Raw genomic sequence first — 17,224 nt, 5'->3', positions numbered from 1 at the left:
TCCCCCTGGAAGGGGGACGACGCCGCCGCTGCGGGGCGGCCCTTGCTGGGCGTCCCTTAACTGGTGCAGCGAGAGTTTTGAGTTACGGCGCCAGCCGCCATGGAATATTGAGGAGATAAGCAATGGATTTGCAATTCAGCCCTGAAGAGGAAGCGTTCCGCGCCGAAGTGCGCGCGTTTCTGCAAGACAAGCTGCCCAAGCCGCTGGCCGCCAAGGTCAAAGCCGGGCAGCGCCTGACCAAGGCCGACCAGGAAGACTGGCACGCCATTCTGAACAACAAAGGCTGGCTCGCCTACCACTGGCCCAAGGAGCACGGTGGCACGGGCTGGACCGCCATTCAGAAGTTCATTTTTGACGACGAATGCGCCTTGGCCGGTTGCCCGCGCCTGGTGCCGTTTGGCCTGTCCATGCTCGGCCCGGTGCTCATCAAGTACGGCAACGACGAGCAGAAAAAACACTGGCTGCCCCGCATTTTGAATGGTGCCGACTGGTGGTGCCAGGGCTATTCGGAGCCGGGCGCTGGCTCCGACCTGGCTTCGCTCAAGACCACGGCAGTGCGCAATGGCGACCACTACGTTGTCAACGGCCAGAAGACCTGGACGACGCAAGGCCAGCACGCCAACATGATGTTCTGTCTGGTGCGCACCAACAAAGAGGTGAAGGCGCAGCAAGGCATCAGCTTTGTGCTGATCGACATGAACCAGCCCGGCGTGGAAGTGCGCCCGATCCGCACGCTCGACGGCGACAAGGAAGTCAACGAAGTCTTCCTGACCGACGTGAAAGTGCCGCTGGAAAACCTGGTTGGTGAAGAGAACAAGGGCTGGACCTACGCCAAATACCTGCTCACCTACGAGCGCACCGGCATTGCCGGCGTGGGCTTCTCGATGGCCGCGCTGGAAAAGCTCAAGATCATTGCCCAGCGCGTGCAGCGCAACGGCAAGCCGCTGATCGAAGACCCGCAGTTCGCCACCCGCATGGCCAAGATCGAGATCGATCTGGAAAACATGAAGACCACCAACCTGCGCGTGATCGCCGCCGTGGCCGGTGGTGGTGTGCCTGGTGCGGAAAGCTCGATGCTCAAGATCAAGGGCACCGTCATCCGCCAAGAGCTGCTGTCGCTGATCCGCCGCGCCATGGGCCCGTACGCACTGCCTTTCATCGAAGAAGCGCAGTTTGCCGAGTACGCCGATGCGCCCGTGGGCGAGCCCGAAGCCGCCACCGCCGCCGCGGCCTACTTCAACTACCGCAAGCTGTCGATTTTTGGCGGCTCGAACGAAATTCAGCGCAACATCATCAGCAAGATGATTCTCGGTCTGTAAGCGAGGAGATAGAGACATGAACTTTCAACTGGATGAAGACCGCCGCATGCTGGCGGATGCGCTCAACCGTTATCTGAGCGAGCAATACGGCACCGAGTACCGCAACCACGCCGCTTACGGCGCGCAAGGTTTCAGCGCCGACACCTATGCCAAGCTGGCCGAGCTGGGCGCCATTGGCGCACTGTTCAAAGAAGCCGATGGCGGCTTTGGCGGCGCGGGCGTGGACATCAGCGTGGTGTTCGAAGCGCTGGGCACCCACCTGGTAGCAGAGCCCGTGCTGGGTGCGCTGCTGGTGGGCCGTGCGCTGACCGAAGCGGGCAGCGATGCGCAAAAGCAAAAGCTCGAAGGCATCATCAGCGGCGAAACCATTGCTGCGTTGGCGCACGACGAGCCGGCCAACCACTATGAGCTCAACCGCGTGGCCACCACGGCCAAGCAAGAAGGCGACGGCTGGGTGCTCAACGGCAGCAAGGCCGTGGTGCTGTTTGGTGACCAGGCGCAACTGCTGCTGGTGTCGGCCCGCACGGCTGGCGCTGTGGACGACAAGGCCGGCATCTCGCTGTTCCTGGTGCCTGGCGATGCTGTCGGTATCACGAGCCGTGGCTACGGCCGTATCGATGGCGGCCACGCTGCCGAGCTGACGCTGGCCAACGTGAAGGTGGGCGCCGATGCTCTGCTGGGCAAGGCCGGCGAAGGCTATGCGCTGCTGGAGCGCGCCGAAGGCTTTGGCCTGCTGGCGCTGGCTGCCGAGTCGCTGGGCGCCATGGATGTGGCCAAGAACCACACCTTGGAATACCTGCGCACCCGCAAGCAGTTCGGCGTGCCGATTGGCTCGTTCCAGGCCCTGCAGCACCGCATGGCTGACATGCTGCTGGAAGTGGAGCAAGTGCGCTCGGCCGTCATCAACGCTGCGGCCGCCATCGACAACCCTGATTACCTGCAGCGCGAAAAAGCGCTGTCCGCCGCCAAGTACACCGTGGGCCAGATCGGTACGCTGATCTCGGAAGAGTCGATCCAGATGCACGGCGGCATTGGCGTGACCTGGGAGCTGCCACTGGCGCACTACGCCAAGCGCATTGTCATGATCGACCACCAGTTGGGCGACATGGACCACCACCTGGCCCGCTACATGGACCTGCTGGCCCAAGAGCGCGCTGCGCAAAAGGCCGCCTGATGAGCACCGCAAGCAACGCCAACCCCGCGCTGCTGGCGCGCCGCGAAGGCGGCGTGCTGGTGCTGACCAACAACAACGAAACGGCGCGCAACGCGCTCTCGCCCGAGTTCTACCTGGGCCTGACCGATGCGCTCAACGCTGCTGCCACCGACGCTTCAGTCGGCGCCATTGTGCTGACCGGTGCTGGCGGCCATTTTTGCTCGGGCGGCAATCTGCGCCGCATCGCTGAGCGCCGCAAGCAGGCGCCTGAAGTGCGCCGCGAATCGCTCGAGGGCTTGCACAACTTGGTGCGCGCCGTGCGCAACTGCCCCAAGCCGGTGATCGCTGCCGTCGAAGGCGCAGCCGCTGGCGCTGGCCTGTCGCTCGCCATGTCTTGCGACATGCTGGTGGCCGCCAAGAACGCGGTGTTTTCGGTGGCTTACGTCAAAGTCGGTCTGTCGCCTGACGGCGGTGCTACGGCCTTTTTGGCCGAGCATTTGTCGCGCCAGGTGCTGACCGAGCTGTGCCTGACGGGCGACCGCATCAGCGGCGAGCGCATGCACGAGCTGGGCATGGTCAACCGCCTGACCGACGCAGGTGCGGCTTTGGCCGAAGCCGTGGCGTTGGCCAGAAAGCTGGCCGACGGCCCGCTGGCCGCCATGGGCAGCATCAAGTCTTTGTGCCGCGCTGCCTACGACAACTCGCTCGAAGAGCAGCTCGACATGGAAGCCGTGCTGATGGTGCAGGCTCAAGGCACGAACGAGGCGGAAGAGGGCATTGGCGCTTTCCTGGAAAAGCGCTCGCCCGACTACGTCAAACTGCGCAAATAAACCTGCGCAGACCACAACCAGCAAGCAGCGCCACCCGGCGCTGGCTTGCTTTCAAGGAGATACGGATGGGCCAACAGACGACAGAGATCGATCTGCCACTGCAAGGCGTCAAGGTACTGGATTTGTCCCGCGTGTTCGCGGGCCCGCTGTGCGGCCAGGTGCTGGGCGACATGGGGGCGGAAGTGATCAAGGTGGAGCACCCCAAGCGCGGCGATGACACGCGCGATTGGGGCATGCGCATCGGCAAGACCGAGACCACCTACTACAACAGCATGAACCGCAACAAGCGGTCCATCACCGTCGATCTGCAAAAGCCCGAAGGCCTGGCCCTGATCCACCAGCTGCTGCCGCAGTTCGATGTGGTGATCCACAACTTCAAGCACGGCGGCGCCGAAAAACTGGGCCTGGGCTACGAGCAGCTGCAGGCCATCAAGCCGGGCATCATCTACTGCTGCGTCACCGGTTACGCAACCGATACGCCCGAGGCCGCGCGCCCGGGCTACGACATTCTGGTGCAGGGCGAAGCCGGCCTGATGGCAATGAACGGCGAAGCCACCCAGCCGCCGCTGAAGTTCGGCGTGGCCGTGGTCGATTTGATGACCGGTATGAGCGCTGCTCAGGCCGTGCTGGCCGCGCTGTTTGCGCGTGAGCGCAGCGGCAAGGGCCGCAAGATCGAAATGGCGCTGTACGACAACGGCATCTCGATCACCGGATACTACGGTCTGGATGCCATGTTCCTGGGCAAGGACCCGGCGCGTTACGGCAATGCGCATCCGTCCATCGTGCCTTACGGCATGTTCGATGCCGCCGACGGCCCGCTGATCATTGCCGTGGGCAACAACGCGCAGTTCGAGAAGTTCTGCCGCGATGTGATCGACCGCCCCGACATTGCCGACAACCCCAAGTACGCCACCAATGTGGAGCGGGCCAAAGACCGCGAGACTTTGCTGCCGCTGATGATCAGCACCATCAAGAGCTTTCCGCGTGCCGAGCTGCTCAAGCGCCTGAACGCTTGCGGCATTCCCTGCGGCGAAGTGCTGGGCCTGCACGAGGCGCTCACTTCCAAGCGCACGCAGCAAGCCGGCCTGGTGCAGAACATGCCACACCCGGTGGTGGGCGAGACACCCGTGTTTGCGCCGCCCGTGCGCATGGACGGCAGCCGTTTGCCGATTCGCCGCGCACCACCCACCTTGGGCGAAGGCACACGCGAGGTGCTGCAAAACCTGTTGTCGCTCAGCGATGAGCAACTGCAGGCGCTGCAGGCGCAAGGCGTGCTGACCTTGCCCGAGACGCGCTGAGTCGCAGCCGCAAAAATAAGCCAAAGGCTGCGGCCGCGCACTGCCTGCAAGGCAAAGCGCCGCAGCATCCACAGAACGCCAAGCTTCCCCATCGGGGAGTGCCGGCAGCGTTCGATCAGAGACAGAGACGAGAGTTAGAGTTCATGCCAGTTCGTTCCATTTCCCGCCGTTTGATTTTGGCTGCAGCCGCCAGCCTGGCCGTGGGCAGCGTATGCGCCCAGCAAGCCTGGCCGAGCAAGCCCATCACCTGGATTGTTCCCTTCCCGGCGGGTGGCCCCACCGATGTGGTCTCGCGCATCGTGGGCAAAGAGTTGTCCGAGCGCCTCAAGCAACCGGTGATCGTGGAAAACAAGGCGGGCGCGTCGGGTGCCATCGCCGCCGGCCAGGTCAAGCGCGCTGCGCCCGATGGCTACACGCTGATGACCTTGGCCACGCCCACCTTGTTTGCGCCGCTGTTCTACAAGAACGTGGGCTACGACGCGACCCAGGATTTCACGCCCATCGCCTATGTGTACGACCTGCCGATCGTCATGGTGGTCAACCCGACCAAGCTGCCCGGCGTCAAAACCCTGCCGCAGCTGATCGATGTGGCGCGCAAGAGCAAGGAGCCATTGAACTACACCACCAGCGGCGCTGGCAGCTTTGGCCACATGAGCATGGAACTGCTCAAGGAGCTGGGCAAGTTCGACATGCAACACGTGGCCTACAAGGGCGGCGTGCCGGCCATCACCGACACCATTGGTGGTCAGGTGCCGATCATGTACGCCGATCTGGTGGCTGCGCTGCCGCACATCAAATCGGGCAAGCTCGTGGCTGTGGCCGTGGGCTCGCCTCAGCGCGTGAGCGTGGTGCCCGAGGTGCCGACCATTGCCGAGCAAGGGATTGAGGGCTTTGCGGCCGTGTCGATCGGCGCCTTGTTGGGCCCCAAGGGCATGCCACCGGCCGTGGTGGAGCGCCTGAACGCCGAGATCAAGGACATCCTGGCGCAAAAGGATGTGCAAGAGCGCATCATTGGCGCAGGCGCCATTGCCCGCTTCATGCCCGGGCAGCAGCTGCAGCAAAGCCTGAGCCAGGACTACGCCAAGTGGGGCAAGGTGGTGCGCGATAAAGGCATGCAGGCCGAGTAAGGCAGCCAGGCTTGCAGAAACCGGAAACCGGTGTCAGCAAAGATTAAATTGATAGCGGCTGGCGTTTGTTGTATAAGCGTTGGCAAGTTTTTTTGTTTATAAATCCTGAAAGAGACAGCCATGAAAGTACTGGTACCCGTCAAGCGCGTGGTGGACTACAACGTCAAAGTGCGTGTCAAGAGTGACGGCACGGGCGTGGACATCGCCAACGTCAAGATGAGCATGAACCCCTTTGACGAAATCGCGGTGGAAGAGGCCGTGCGTCTGAAGGAAAAGGGCGTCGTCACCGAAATCATCGCCGTCTCCTGCGGCGTGGCGCAATGCCAAGAGACGCTGCGCACGGCCATGGCCATTGGCGCCGACCGCGGCATTCTGGTGGAAACCACCGAAGAGCTGCAGCCCCTGGCGGTGGCCAAGCTCCTGAAAGCCCTGGTCGACAAAGAGCAACCGGGCCTGGTGATCTGCGGCAAGCAAGCCATTGACGACGACTGCAACCAGACCGGCCAAATGCTGGCGGCGCTCGCCGACATGCCCCAAGCCACCTTCGCCTCCAAGGTCGAAGTCAACGGCGACAAAGTGAATGTGACCCGCGAGGTGGACGGCGGCCTGGAAACCCTGGCCCTGAACACCCCTGCCGTCATCACCACCGACCTGCGCCTGAACGAGCCCCGCTACGTCACCTTGCCCAATATCATGAAGGCCAAGAAAAAGCAGCTGGACACCGTCAAGCCTGAAGACCTGGGCGTCGATGTCGCTCCCCGCATCAAAACCTTGAAGGTCGCTGAGCCTGCCAAGCGCGGCGCTGGCGTGAAGGTGCCCGATGTGGCCACCTTGATCGACAAGCTCAAAAATGAAGCCAAAGTAATCTAACTACAACAACAAGAAAAGAAAGGACAAAGACATGACCGCTCTCGTTATTGCAGAACACGACAACGCATCGATCAAAACCGCCACGCTCAACACCGTCACCGCCGCCAAGGCGTGCGACGCCGATGTGCACGTGCTGGTCGCTGGTGAAGGCGCAGCCGCTGCAGCGCAAGCCGCAGCCCAAATCGCCGGTGTCTCCAAAGTCATCCTGGCCGAAGGCGCATCGCTCAAAGACGGCCTGGCAGAAAACGTGGCCGCGCAAGTGCTGGCCATCGCTGGCAACTACAGCCACATCCTGTTCCCGGCGACGGCTGGCGGCAAGAACGTAGCCCCCCGCGTGGCCGCCAAGCTCGACGTAGGCCAAATCAGCGACATCACCAAGGTGGTCTCGGCTGACACCTTCGAGCGCCCCATCTACGCTGGCAACGCCATCGCCACCGTGCAAAGCGCAGACGCCAAGAAAGTCATCACCGTGCGCGGCACCGGCTTTGACGCAGCAGCAGCCACCGGTGGCTCCGCAGCAGTGGAGACCGTGGCAGCCGTGGCTGACAGCGGCAAGAGCGCCTTCATCGGCCGCGAAGTGACCAAGAACGACCGTCCCGAACTGACGGCCGCCAAGATCATCGTCTCCGGTGGTCGCGCACTGGGCTCGGCAGAAAAGTTCCAGGAAGTCATGACGCCGCTGGCCGACAAGCTGGGTGCAGCCATCGGCGCCAGCCGTGCAGCCGTGGACGCAGGCTACGCCCCCAACGACCTGCAAGTGGGCCAAACCGGCAAGATCGTCGCGCCTCAGCTGTACGTGGCAGCGGGCATCTCCGGCGCCATCCAGCACCTGGCCGGCATGAAGGACTCCAAGGTGATCGTGGCGATCAACAAGGACGAAGAAGCGCCTATTTTCAGCGTGGCTGATTATGGTCTGGTGGCTGATCTGTTTGAGGCTGTGCCCGAAATGGTAAGCAAGCTGTAAGCTTTCTCCTGGCATATGCAAAAAACGCGGCTTGGCCGCGTTTTTTTATGCGTGTCGGTTCTATTTTCTTACGCGCTAGTAAATGCCAAAAATATCGCAAATAGGTGTTTGCACTAATCTGCATATTCGAATGAAGGCAGGCAAGGCTGATTAATGCTTTTGGTGCATCAATGCTGAAAGCGTGCTTCAAAATGGTGCATGATTTACTGGTGAATCCCCTAGTGTCAGATGCCCACAACGCCCGTATTCATGCGCTCATTGCATGGGCAACTAGGGGAAAGCGCTAGCCGAAAATCAGCGGTAAAACCCGTACCCATCGCTAGAATTCCTGCGATCCGCATAAAACTGTTATCGCGGTTAGAGGCGGTCTGTATTACAGGGTAATCACCAGGTGAATGCAGTATCTGTCGCACGTGGGTTCAACTGGTGAAGGGTTGGTTGTATGGATATTTTGCTGCAGCAGATCATTAATGGTCTGGTCCTGGGCAGCATGTACGCTTTGATAGCCTTGGGCTACACCATGGTGTACGGCATTATTCAATTGATTAACTTCGCACACGGCGAAGTGCTGATGATCGGGGTGCTCACCAGCTGGAGCATCATCGGCTGGATGCAGGGGGCCATGCCCGACACGCCCGGCTGGATCATCTTGCTGCTGGCGACGATGATCGCCTGCGTGGTGGCAGCAGCGCTCAATTTCACGATCGAGAAGCTCGCCTACCGGCCGCTGCGCAACAGCCCGCGCTTGGCGCCGCTGATCACGGCCATCGGCATGTCGATCTTGCTGCAGACGCTGGCCATGATCATCTGGAAGCCCAACTACAAACCGTATCCAACGCTGTTGCCGGCTGAGCCCTTTGATATTGCGGGCGCGGTGATTACGCCTACGCAAATCCTGGTGCTGGCAGTGACGGCCATCGTGCTGGCCGTGCTGATGTACCTGGTGAACTACACCCGCCTGGGCCGCGCCATGCGAGCCACGGCTGAGAACCCCCGTGTGGCCGCGCTGATGGGCATCAAGCCCGACATGGTGATTTCGGCCACCTTTGTGATCGGCGCCGTGCTGGCGGCGATTGCCGGCGTGCTCTGGGCATCGAACTACGGCACCGCGCAACACACCATGGGTTTCCTGCCCGGTCTGAAGGCATTCATCGCTGCGGTGTTTGGCGGTATCGGCAACCTGGCCGGTGCGGTGGTTGGCGCCATGATTCTGGGCCTGGTAGAGGCCATTGGTGCGGGCTATATCGGCGCACTCACCGGCGGCATCATGGGCAGCCAGTATGTGGATATTTTCTCGTTCATCGTGCTCATCATTGTGTTGACCCTGCGCCCCTCGGGCCTGCTGGGTGAGCGTGTGGCCGATCGCGCATAAGGAGCCACCATGAAAAACAACAAAGCACAATGGATCATTGGCGCCATCGCGCTGCTGGTGCTGCCCATCATCTTGCAGTCCTTCGGCAACGCCTGGGTGCGTATCGCCGACCTGGCGCTGCTGTATGTGATGCTGGCCCTGGGCCTGAACATCGTGGTCGGCTTTGCCGGCCTGCTGGACCTGGGCTATGTGGCCTTCTACGCCGTTGGCGCCTACATGCTGGGCCTGATGGCTTCGCCGCACCTGGCCGAAACCTTTGAAGGCTTCAAGGCCATGTTCCCCAATGGCCTGCACACCTCCATCTGGCTGGTGATACCGCTGGCGGCACTGCTGGCAGCGATAGCGGGGATGATTCTGGGCTTCCCCGTGCTCAAGCTGCGCGGCGATTACCTGGCCATTGTGACGCTGGGTTTTGGCGAGATCATTCGCATCTTCATGCTGAACCTGGACCACCCGGTCAACATCACCAATGGCCCCAAGGGCTTGGGCCAGATCGATTCGATCAAGATCTTCGGCTTTGACTTTGCCAAGCCGCTGGAGATCGGCAGCTACACGCTCTCGTCGGTGACGCTGTATTACTACCTGTTTCTGCTGCTGGTGGTGGTGAGTGTGATCGTCTGCTACCGCCTGCAGGATTCGCGCATTGGCCGCGCCTGGATGGCGATCCGTGAAGACGAAATCGCCGCCAAGGCCATGGGCATCAACACCCGCAACCTCAAGCTGATGGCTTTCGGCATGGGCGCCACCTTTGGCGGCATCTCGGGCGCCATGTTTGCCGGCTTCCAGGGCTTTGTTTCGCCCGAATCGTTCAGCCTGATGGAGTCGATCATGATCGTCGCCATGGTGGTGCTGGGCGGTCTGGGCCATATCCCCGGCGTGATTCTGGGCGCGGTGCTGCTGTCGGCCCTGCCAGAAGTGCTGCGTTACGTGGCTGGCCCGCTGCAACAACTGACCGATGGCCGCCTGGACGCATCCATCCTGCGCCAGCTGCTGATTGCGGTAGCCATGATCGTGGTGATGCTGCTGCGCCCACGCGGCCTGTGGCCTGCGCCCGAGCACGGCAAGAGCGCCATCCAGAAAAACTGAGCAGGGGAGAAGCACATGAATGCAACACACGCTCCTGCCCTGAAAGTGGCGGGTATTTCCAAGCGCTTTGGCGGTCTGCAGGCGCTGTCCGATGTGGGTTTGACCATTGAGCGCGGCCAGGTTTACGGGCTGATCGGCCCCAATGGCGCGGGCAAGACCACGTTCTTCAACGTGATCACCGGCCTGTACACGCCCGATAGCGGCACATTCGAGCTGGCTGGCACGGCCTACCAGCCGACGGCCGTGCACCTGGTGGCCAAGGCTGGTATTGCGCGCACTTTCCAGAACATTCGATTGTTTGCCGAGATGACCGCGCTGGAGAACGTGATGGTCGGCCGCCACGTGCGCAGCCAAAGCGGCCTGGTGGGCGCCATTTTCCGCACCAAGGCTTTTCAGGCCGAGGAGCTGGCGATCCGTGAGCGCGCTCGTGAACTGTTGGCCTATGTGGGCATTGAGCGCTACGCCGATTACAAGGCACGCACGCTGTCGTACGGCGACCAGCGCCGCCTGGAGATTGCCCGTGCACTGGCCACCGACCCGCAGCTGATTGCGCTCGACGAGCCCGCTGCCGGCATGAACGCCACCGAGAAAGTGCAGCTGCGCGAGCTGATCGACCGCATCCGCAACGACAACCGCACGATCTTGCTCATCGAGCACGATGTGAAGCTGGTGATGGGCCTGTGTGACCGGGTGACGGTGCTCGACTACGGCAAGCGTTTGGCCGAGGGCACGCCTGCCGAAGTGCAAAAAGACGAAAAAGTGATTGAGGCCTACCTGGGCACCGGAGGACATTGAGCATGACGGACAAGACAAGCAACCCGGTGTTGATGAAGGTGCGCGGGCTGAAGGTGGCCTATGGCGGCATCCAGGCCGTCAAGGGCGTGGATTTCGAGGTGCACGAGGGCGAGCTGGTATCGCTGATCGGCTCGAACGGCGCAGGCAAAACCACCACCATGAAAGCGGTGACGGCCACCCAGCCCATCAACGACGGCCAGATCGAATATCTGGGCCAGAACATCAAGGGCCTGGGCGCCTGGGATCTGGTGGCCAAGGGCCTGGTGATGGTGCCCGAAGGGCGCGGTGTGTTCACGCGCCAGACGATCACCGACAACCTGATGCTCGGCGCCTACCTGCGCAAGGACAAGGCCGGCATCCAGGCCGATATCGAGAAGATGTTCAACATCTTCCCGCGCCTGCGCGAGCGCAAGGACCAGCTGGCCGGCACCATGTCGGGCGGCGAGCAGCAAATGCTGGCCATGGCGCGGGCACTGATGGCCCAGCCCAAGCTGTTGCTGCTCGATGAGCCGTCGATGGGCTTGTCGCCCATCATGGTGGACAAGATCTTTGAGGTGGTGCGCGATGTGTACGCCATGGGCGTGACGATTGTGCTGGTGGAGCAGAACGCCAGCCGCGCTCTGGCCATTGCCGATCGCGGCTATGTGATGGACTCGGGCATCATCACCATGACCGGCCCGGGCCAGGAGCTGCTGGCCGATCCGCGCGTGCGCGCCGCCTACCTGGGCGAGTAAGCACACACGGCGCCGGCTCTGCCCGGCCACCGGGCAAAGGCACCGCAGCATGCGGTGCCTTTTTTATGCTCACTATTTAATAGCTTCCAAGGCTTATGGAACCTGCGCCTGACTGTATTGTCGGTACAGAATGCAGACACTGCCCGGTGGCGGACAGCACAAAACCGCAGCATGTATGACAATGGCGCAAATTTTTCAAGGCGCTTTTGTGACTTTCCTGAACTCCATTCCGATCCCATTGCAGACCGTGGTGCTGCTGGTGCTCAGCAATGTGTTCATGACCTTTGCCTGGTACGGCCACCTCAAGAATCTGGCCACCTCGCCTTGGTACATCGCCGCGCTTGTGAGCTGGGGAATTGCTTTCTTTGAGTACATGCTGCAGGTACCGGCGAACCGGATCGGCGCCACCCAGTTCAACGTGGGGCAACTCAAGATCATGCAGGAAGTGATCACGCTGGCGGTGTTCGTGCCGTTTTCGGTGTGGTTTCTGGGCCAGCCGCTCAAGCTCGACTACCTCTGGGCCGGCCTTTGCCTGCTCGGTGCGGTCTACTTTGTTTTTCGTAGTGCTAATTAAATTGCTACAAAATGATGACAGCCGCATTTAAAATTTGTTAATTGTGCAGTGCAGCAACCCGCCAACCCGTCGGCGGGCATCCGCGCTAAATCCCTCTTTTGCATTGAAACCGGATAGGTGTCCCCATGCTTTTTGGCAAACTTTTGCCGCGCGAAGGTAATTTTTTCGAACTGTTCAACCAGCATGCTGACCGCATTGTCGAAGCAGCTCATGCGTTTGCCCAGTTGGTGGCCAACTACAACGACCCGCATCTGCGTGAGCGTTACAACCAGGATGTGGACAACGCCGAGCGCGCTGCCGACCGGGTGACCCATGAGGTCAACCGCCTGCTGCACAAAACCTTCATCACCCCCATCGACCGTGAGCAGATCCACTCGCTGATCAACACCATGGACGATGTGGCCGACCTGATCCAGGACTCGGCCGAAACCATGGCGCTGTACGACGTGCGCCACATGACCGAGGAAATCACCCGCCTCACCGACCTGAGCGTCAAGTGCTGCGAGCGCGTGCGCGATGCCGTCAAGATGCTTGACCGCATTGCCGAGCCCGCTACCACCGAAGCGGCCATCAAGACCTGCGAAGAGATCGACCGCCTCGAATCCGACGCCGACCGCGTGATGCGCTCGGCCATGAGCAAGCTCTTCCGCGAAGAGCCCGATGTGCGCGAAGTGATCAAGCTCAAGGCGATCTACGAGCTGCTCGAAACCATCACCGACAAGTGCGAAGATGTGGCCAACCACATCGAGGGCATCATCCTGGAAAACTCCTGATCAGGCCCGTACTTCCATGGAACCGATGCAAACCGCCCTTTGGGTGATCGTCGTGCTGGTGGTCCTGGCCATCCTGTTCGACTTCATGAACGGTTTTCACGACGCGGCCAACTCGATCGCCACCGTCGTCTCGACCGGTGTGCTCAAACCCACCCAGGCGGTGGTGTTTGCGGCATTTTTCAACTTTGTTGCCATCTTTGTCTTCCACCTGAGCGTGGCAGCCACCATTGGCAAAGGCATTGTCCAGCCGGGCATTGTTGATACCCACGTGATTTTTGGCGCCCTCGTGGGCGCCATCACTTGGAACGTCATCACCTGGTACTACGGCATTCCGTCGAGCTCGTCGCACGCGCTGATCGGCGGCATTGTCGGTGCCGTCATTGCCAAGGCCGGCGCCGGTTCGCTGGTGGCCAGCGGCATCTGGAAGACGATCGCCTTCATCTTCGTCTCGCCACTGCTGGGCTTTTTGCTGGGCTCGATCATGATGGTGATCGTGGCCTGGATCTTCCGACGCACCACGCCGGGCCGCATCGACAAATGGTTCCGCCGTCTGCAACTGGTCTCGGCCGGTGCCTACAGCCTGGGCCACGGCGGTAACGACGCGCAAAAGACCATCGGCATCATCTGGCTGCTGCTGCTGTCGACCGGCTACGCCTCGCCCAACGATGCCGATCCACCACTGTGGTCGATCATTGCCTGCTACTCGGCCATTGCTTTGGGCACCATGTTCGGTGGCTGGCGCATCGTCAAGACCATGGGCCAGAAGATCACCAAGCTCAAACCCGTGGGCGGTTTCTGTGCTGAATCCGGTGGCGCGTTGACCCTGTTCATTGCCACCGCGCTGGGCGTGCCCGTGTCCACCACCCACACCATCACCGGTGCCATCGTCGGCGTGGGCTCCACACAGCGCATGAGCGCCGTGCGCTGGGGCGTGGCGGGCAACATCGTCTGGGCCTGGGTGCTGACGATTCCTGCTTCCGCCTTTGTGGCAGCATTTGCTTACTGGGTGAGTTTGCAGCTGTACTGAGCGGCGATGCGCTGATCGTTTGATCTGGCGCCCTCCGCGCCTGAAACGGTGGCTCGATAGAATCGGGCCACCGTTTTTTTGTTGGTGCCCAAGTGCTTGTTTGGGTCTTCTCCGCTCCCAAAGTCCTCTCGCCAGCTGGTGCTGGGCACTTGAGGTGGGAGACTGAAGCATCTTAAACGTGGGCGGCAAGCTCGACCCCATCGCCAACTAAACCCTGGCCATTTTTGATGCTGCGCACGCTCCCAAGCAGTTGTGGCTGCTGCCGCTGCTGCCCCATGCCGATCTTTACCACTTTGCGCCGCAGGCTTATGAGCGCGAGGGGGGCGGGTTTTTGCAGCGCTATTTGCTTCCCTGATGTTTCTTGCTCAGCCTGATGAAATCTGCTTGCCAGGCCGGAGGATGTGATTGGACAATAAAGTCATTTGGCCTGATTGTGAATGTGTATGCCCAGATTGATGATCCAGCTGCTTTGTCTGATCGGGCTAGGCTTGCCGGGAGGAATGGTGATGGCTGCTGATCCTATGGGTGTCTACGCCCGCATACATATGAGCCCGGACGCTGCCAGTGCGTTCTACCAAGCCTCGGGTAAGGAATTGCTGGCTGACTACCGTTGCATCATGCTCGCCAGGGAACGTGCCATCAAAAGCCAGACCAAGCTGATTGAGCTCCGGGATCGCTATGCGGGAAAAACACCGCCGCCCTCAGCATTCGAGGCGATGTTTGGAGCGCCATCCGAGCGTTTACCTTGCAGTGAAGGGGACTGGATGACTATTCGCTATGACAGGGCCAGCCAGGCGCTGTTTTATATGCATATCTTCAATCACAGCGCGCCTTCAACTTTGGCTGCATCTCAGTCTTTTCACACTTTTTTGGGGCAGGTGGCTAAATACAAAACTGGAAAAAGCAAGGACTATGTTCTGCTCTCATCAAGTGCCACCAATCTGATGACCAGCCCATTGCTGCGCATCTGGACGGTGCTGCCGGCCAAGGTGCAGCAGCTTGAGGACAGTGCCATTGACCCGGCGATCAAGGCCGAGATGAAGGCGCTGGATGCCCTGTCGAAAAAATATTATTTCGATGTGTTCGACAAGAACACCAGCTATGACGCCCAACAAAAGGTCTACCGGATCGATGAAGAGCAGGTTGAAAAGCTTCTACAGTTTGGTGCCTTCGATCCCGAGTTGCGTGAGCTCGGCGCCAAGCCCTGAGCTGCACCGGCGTCATGTCAGCTCACTGCGAAATCTTGCGCGCCTCTTCGATCTGGTACTGGAAATAGTGCTCAAAGCTGTAGGCCAGGCTGGCCATCAAAATGGCGGTGCCGATCATCAGTGAGGCTGCAATGCCTACGACGGTGAACCAGTTGGTGCGGCCCGGTGCGGCCTCGGGCTCCAGGCTCGGGTTGAAGCGGGCGTTCCACTTTTCGGGCGTCATCAGGCCGTAGATGATGGCCATCAGCGCGCAGGCCGCAATTGTGAAGCCCAGCAACGGCATCAGCACCCAGCTGAGCTGGTCGTCGATGCCGTGCTCGGCAATGCGCTCCATGCCGTACACGCCCAAGGCGGTGGGGATCGGCAGCAGCCAGCCCAGCGTATCGCCCAGACCACGCAGGTAAAAGCGGTGCAGGCCGAGCGGGCCGCCCAGAAAGGTGAGCCAGGTGGCCAGGGTTTTGTTTTTGGTGGAGCTCATGCGGTGGGCGGTGTGCTGTCGCCAGCACCCAGGGTTTTTTCCATCATCACGATATCGAGCCAGCGGCCGAACTTCCAGCCCACCGAGCGCATGGTGCCCACGGGCTCGAAGCCGGCGGCCTGGTGCACGCCAATCGAGCCATGGTTGCCCGAGTCGCCGATCACCGCAATCAACTTGCGGACACCGGCGCTCTCGCAAGCGCTGATCAAGGCCTGCATCAGCAAGCGGCCCAGGCCCTGGCCTTGTTGGCCGTCGGCAACATAGATCGAATCTTCTGCCGAGAAGCGGTAGGCGGGCCGCGCCTTGAACCAGTTGGCGTAGGCGTAGCCAACGACCTGGCCGCTGTCGTCCACCGCCACCAGATAGGGCAACTGGCGCTGCAGCACCTCTTCGCGGCGGCGCGCCATCTCGGCTTCGCTGGGTGCTTCGGTCTCGAAACTGCCGGTACCGTGCAGTACGTGGTGGGCGTAAATGCGGGTGATGGCCGGCAGGTCTTGCGGGGTGCTGGGGCGGGTACTTGGCATGGTTGGCAGAAATTTGTATAATGCAAAGCTTTGCTGCGTGTCGCTGGCCGGGTGGCTAGTTGCGTGTCTCAAACGCGGCGAAAAATCATCACCACCCGAAGGATTATTATGGTCGTCATTCGACTCTCCCGCGGCGGCTCCAAGGCCCGTCCGTTCTACAACATCGTCGTTGCCGACAAGCGCGTGCGTCGCGATGGCTCGTTCATCGAGCGCCTGGGTTTCTACAACCCACTGGCCAAGGACGGCGCAGAAGGTCTGCGTCTGGCGCTGGACCGTGTGGCTTACTGGAAGAGCGTGGGTGCCCAGGCTTCTTCTACCGTTGACCGCCTGGTCAAGCAAGCTGCTGCCAAGGCTGCTTGATTTGCCTCTCCCAGGGCGGCTGCGCTAGCGCAGCTGTCCATGCGGGCCGCTAGTTGCGCTAAGCACTGCGGCCCGTTTTTTATCGTATGGTGGATTCCATGCCTGCTACCGAACTGATTTTGTCGCCCGCCACTTTGCCCGAAGATGCCGTCGAGGTGGCGCGCATCGCCGATGCCTGGGGCGTCAAAGGCTGGTTCAAGGTGTTCGCGCTGAGCAACGACCCGCAAGCCCTGCTCAAGGCCAAGCACTGGTTCATCCAGCCGCCCGAAAAAGGTGCCCGCCATTTCCAGGGTGTGGCTGAGCTGGCCATGCGCCAGGCGCGCTTCCATGGTGACGGCATCGTCGGCTGGGCCGAAGGCGTGGACGACCGCGACCAGGCCGAAAAGCTCAAGGGCGCCCGCGTCTACATCTCGCGCGCCGATTTCCCCAAGACCGATGACGACGAGTACTACTGGGTCGATCTGCTAGGCCTCTCCGTGGTCAACCGTGAAGGCATGGTGCTGGGCACCGTCAAAGACCTGATGGCTACCGGCCCGCAAACCGTGCTGGTGCTGGAGTACGAGGCCGAAGGCAAGCCGCAGGAGCGCCTGATTCCCTTCGTGAACGCCTTTGTTGACGAAGTCTCGCTGCCCAACAAAAAAATCACGGTCGACTGGCAGCCGGATTATTAAAAAAGCACCCCCTGAGTCGCTGCGCGCCTTCCCCCTCTCTTGCTGCGCAGGAGGGGGACGA

19 protein-coding genes are annotated in these 17,224 nt (G+C 61.1%); 17 read left to right on the top strand and 2 right to left on the bottom strand.

Annotated features, from left to right (window positions below; all coding sequences use genetic code 11):
• Positions 1-122: 122 nt before the first annotated feature.
• From ACFIQF_RS11325 to ACFIQF_RS11255, 15 genes are all read left to right on the top strand, one after another.
• Positions 123-1,319, top strand: a complete 1,197-nt coding sequence (locus ACFIQF_RS11325; protein ID WP_393942866.1) for an acyl-CoA dehydrogenase family protein — start codon at positions 123-125, stop codon at positions 1,317-1,319.
• Between the two features lie 16 nt (positions 1,320-1,335).
• On the top strand, positions 1,336-2,493 hold the full coding sequence (locus tag ACFIQF_RS11320) for an acyl-CoA dehydrogenase family protein (protein WP_393942865.1): 1,158 nt from the start codon (positions 1,336-1,338) through the stop codon (positions 2,491-2,493).
• Positions 2,493-3,302 (top strand): oxepin-CoA hydrolase, alternative type, encoded by an 810-nt coding sequence (locus ACFIQF_RS11315; RefSeq protein ID WP_393942863.1) that lies wholly within the window; start codon positions 2,493-2,495, stop codon positions 3,300-3,302. Before ACFIQF_RS11320 ends, ACFIQF_RS11315 begins: the two co-directional genes overlap by 1 nt.
• 65 nt (positions 3,303-3,367) lie before the next feature.
• The gene (locus ACFIQF_RS11310) at positions 3,368-4,600 is read left to right on the top strand and encodes a CaiB/BaiF CoA transferase family protein (RefSeq protein ID WP_393942861.1); all 1,233 of its coding nucleotides are present in this window, start codon (positions 3,368-3,370) and stop codon (positions 4,598-4,600) included.
• Between the two features lie 143 nt (positions 4,601-4,743).
• Positions 4,744-5,727 carry a Bug family tripartite tricarboxylate transporter substrate binding protein gene (locus tag ACFIQF_RS11305; RefSeq protein WP_393942860.1) on the top strand — a complete coding sequence of 328 codons (984 nt, stop codon included), beginning with the start codon at positions 4,744-4,746 and terminating at the stop codon, positions 5,725-5,727.
• 120 nt (positions 5,728-5,847) lie between these two features.
• The gene (locus ACFIQF_RS11300; RefSeq protein WP_393942859.1) at positions 5,848-6,597 is read left to right on the top strand and encodes an electron transfer flavoprotein subunit beta/FixA family protein; all 750 of its coding nucleotides are present in this window, start codon (positions 5,848-5,850) and stop codon (positions 6,595-6,597) included.
• A 31-nt stretch (positions 6,598-6,628) separates the two neighbouring features.
• On the top strand, positions 6,629-7,561 hold the full coding sequence (locus ACFIQF_RS11295) for an electron transfer flavoprotein subunit alpha/FixB family protein (protein WP_393942857.1): 933 nt from the start codon (positions 6,629-6,631) through the stop codon (positions 7,559-7,561).
• A 442-nt stretch (positions 7,562-8,003) separates the two neighbouring features.
• Entirely contained in the window at positions 8,004-8,933 is a 930-nt protein-coding gene (locus tag ACFIQF_RS11290; RefSeq protein ID WP_393942855.1) for a branched-chain amino acid ABC transporter permease, read from the top strand.
• Positions 8,934-8,942: 9 nt separating this feature from the next.
• The gene (locus tag ACFIQF_RS11285) at positions 8,943-10,019 is read left to right on the top strand and encodes an ABC transporter permease subunit (protein ID WP_393942854.1); all 1,077 of its coding nucleotides are present in this window, start codon (positions 8,943-8,945) and stop codon (positions 10,017-10,019) included.
• Between the two features lie 15 nt (positions 10,020-10,034).
• Positions 10,035-10,814 carry an ABC transporter ATP-binding protein gene (locus ACFIQF_RS11280; protein ID WP_393942852.1) on the top strand — a complete coding sequence of 260 codons (780 nt, stop codon included), beginning with the start codon at positions 10,035-10,037 and terminating at the stop codon, positions 10,812-10,814.
• Positions 10,815-10,816: 2 nt separating this feature from the next.
• Positions 10,817-11,548: an ABC transporter ATP-binding protein gene (locus tag ACFIQF_RS11275; RefSeq protein ID WP_393942850.1), complete on the top strand. Its 732-nt coding sequence runs from the start codon at positions 10,817-10,819 to the stop codon at positions 11,546-11,548.
• A gap of 181 nt (positions 11,549-11,729) precedes the next feature.
• Positions 11,730-12,122 carry a DMT family protein gene (locus ACFIQF_RS11270; protein ID WP_393943014.1) on the top strand — a complete coding sequence of 131 codons (393 nt, stop codon included), beginning with the start codon at positions 11,730-11,732 and terminating at the stop codon, positions 12,120-12,122.
• Positions 12,123-12,247: 125 nt separating this feature from the next.
• Positions 12,248-12,895: a DUF47 domain-containing protein gene (locus ACFIQF_RS11265; RefSeq protein ID WP_393942848.1), complete on the top strand. Its 648-nt coding sequence runs from the start codon at positions 12,248-12,250 to the stop codon at positions 12,893-12,895.
• Between the two features lie 16 nt (positions 12,896-12,911).
• Complete coding sequence (locus ACFIQF_RS11260) at positions 12,912-13,922, top strand: inorganic phosphate transporter (protein ID WP_393942846.1); 1,011 nt, start codon at positions 12,912-12,914, stop codon at positions 13,920-13,922.
• A gap of 506 nt (positions 13,923-14,428) precedes the next feature.
• Positions 14,429-15,130 carry a hypothetical protein gene (locus ACFIQF_RS11255; RefSeq protein WP_393942844.1) on the top strand — a complete coding sequence of 234 codons (702 nt, stop codon included), beginning with the start codon at positions 14,429-14,431 and terminating at the stop codon, positions 15,128-15,130.
• 22 nt (positions 15,131-15,152) lie between these two features.
• On the opposite strand, the gene ACFIQF_RS11250 is transcribed toward ACFIQF_RS11255, so the two are convergent.
• Together ACFIQF_RS11250 and ACFIQF_RS11245 are read right to left on the bottom strand one after the other, a co-directional pair.
• Positions 15,153-15,608, bottom strand: a complete 456-nt coding sequence (locus ACFIQF_RS11250) for a TM2 domain-containing protein (protein ID WP_393942842.1) — start codon at positions 15,606-15,608, stop codon at positions 15,153-15,155.
• The gene (locus ACFIQF_RS11245; RefSeq protein ID WP_393942840.1) at positions 15,605-16,132 is read right to left on the bottom strand and encodes a GNAT family N-acetyltransferase; all 528 of its coding nucleotides are present in this window, start codon (positions 16,130-16,132) and stop codon (positions 15,605-15,607) included. Before ACFIQF_RS11245 ends, ACFIQF_RS11250 begins: the two co-directional genes overlap by 4 nt.
• Before the next feature lie 108 nt (positions 16,133-16,240).
• On the opposite strand from ACFIQF_RS11245, the gene rpsP reads away from it, so the two are divergent.
• Complete coding sequence (gene rpsP, locus ACFIQF_RS11240) at positions 16,241-16,492, top strand: 30S ribosomal protein S16 (RefSeq protein ID WP_393942838.1); 252 nt, start codon at positions 16,241-16,243, stop codon at positions 16,490-16,492.
• A gap of 98 nt (positions 16,493-16,590) precedes the next feature.
• Positions 16,591-17,163 (top strand): ribosome maturation factor RimM, encoded by a 573-nt coding sequence (gene rimM / locus ACFIQF_RS11235; RefSeq protein WP_393942837.1) that lies wholly within the window; start codon positions 16,591-16,593, stop codon positions 17,161-17,163.
• The last annotated feature ends 61 nt before the right edge of the window (positions 17,164-17,224 follow it).

Source organism: Comamonas trifloxystrobinivorans, assembly GCF_043359985.1.
Taxonomy (GTDB): domain Bacteria; phylum Pseudomonadota; class Gammaproteobacteria; order Burkholderiales; family Burkholderiaceae_C; genus Comamonas; species Comamonas trifloxystrobinivorans.
This window is presented reverse-complemented; position numbering and strand designations above follow the sequence as displayed.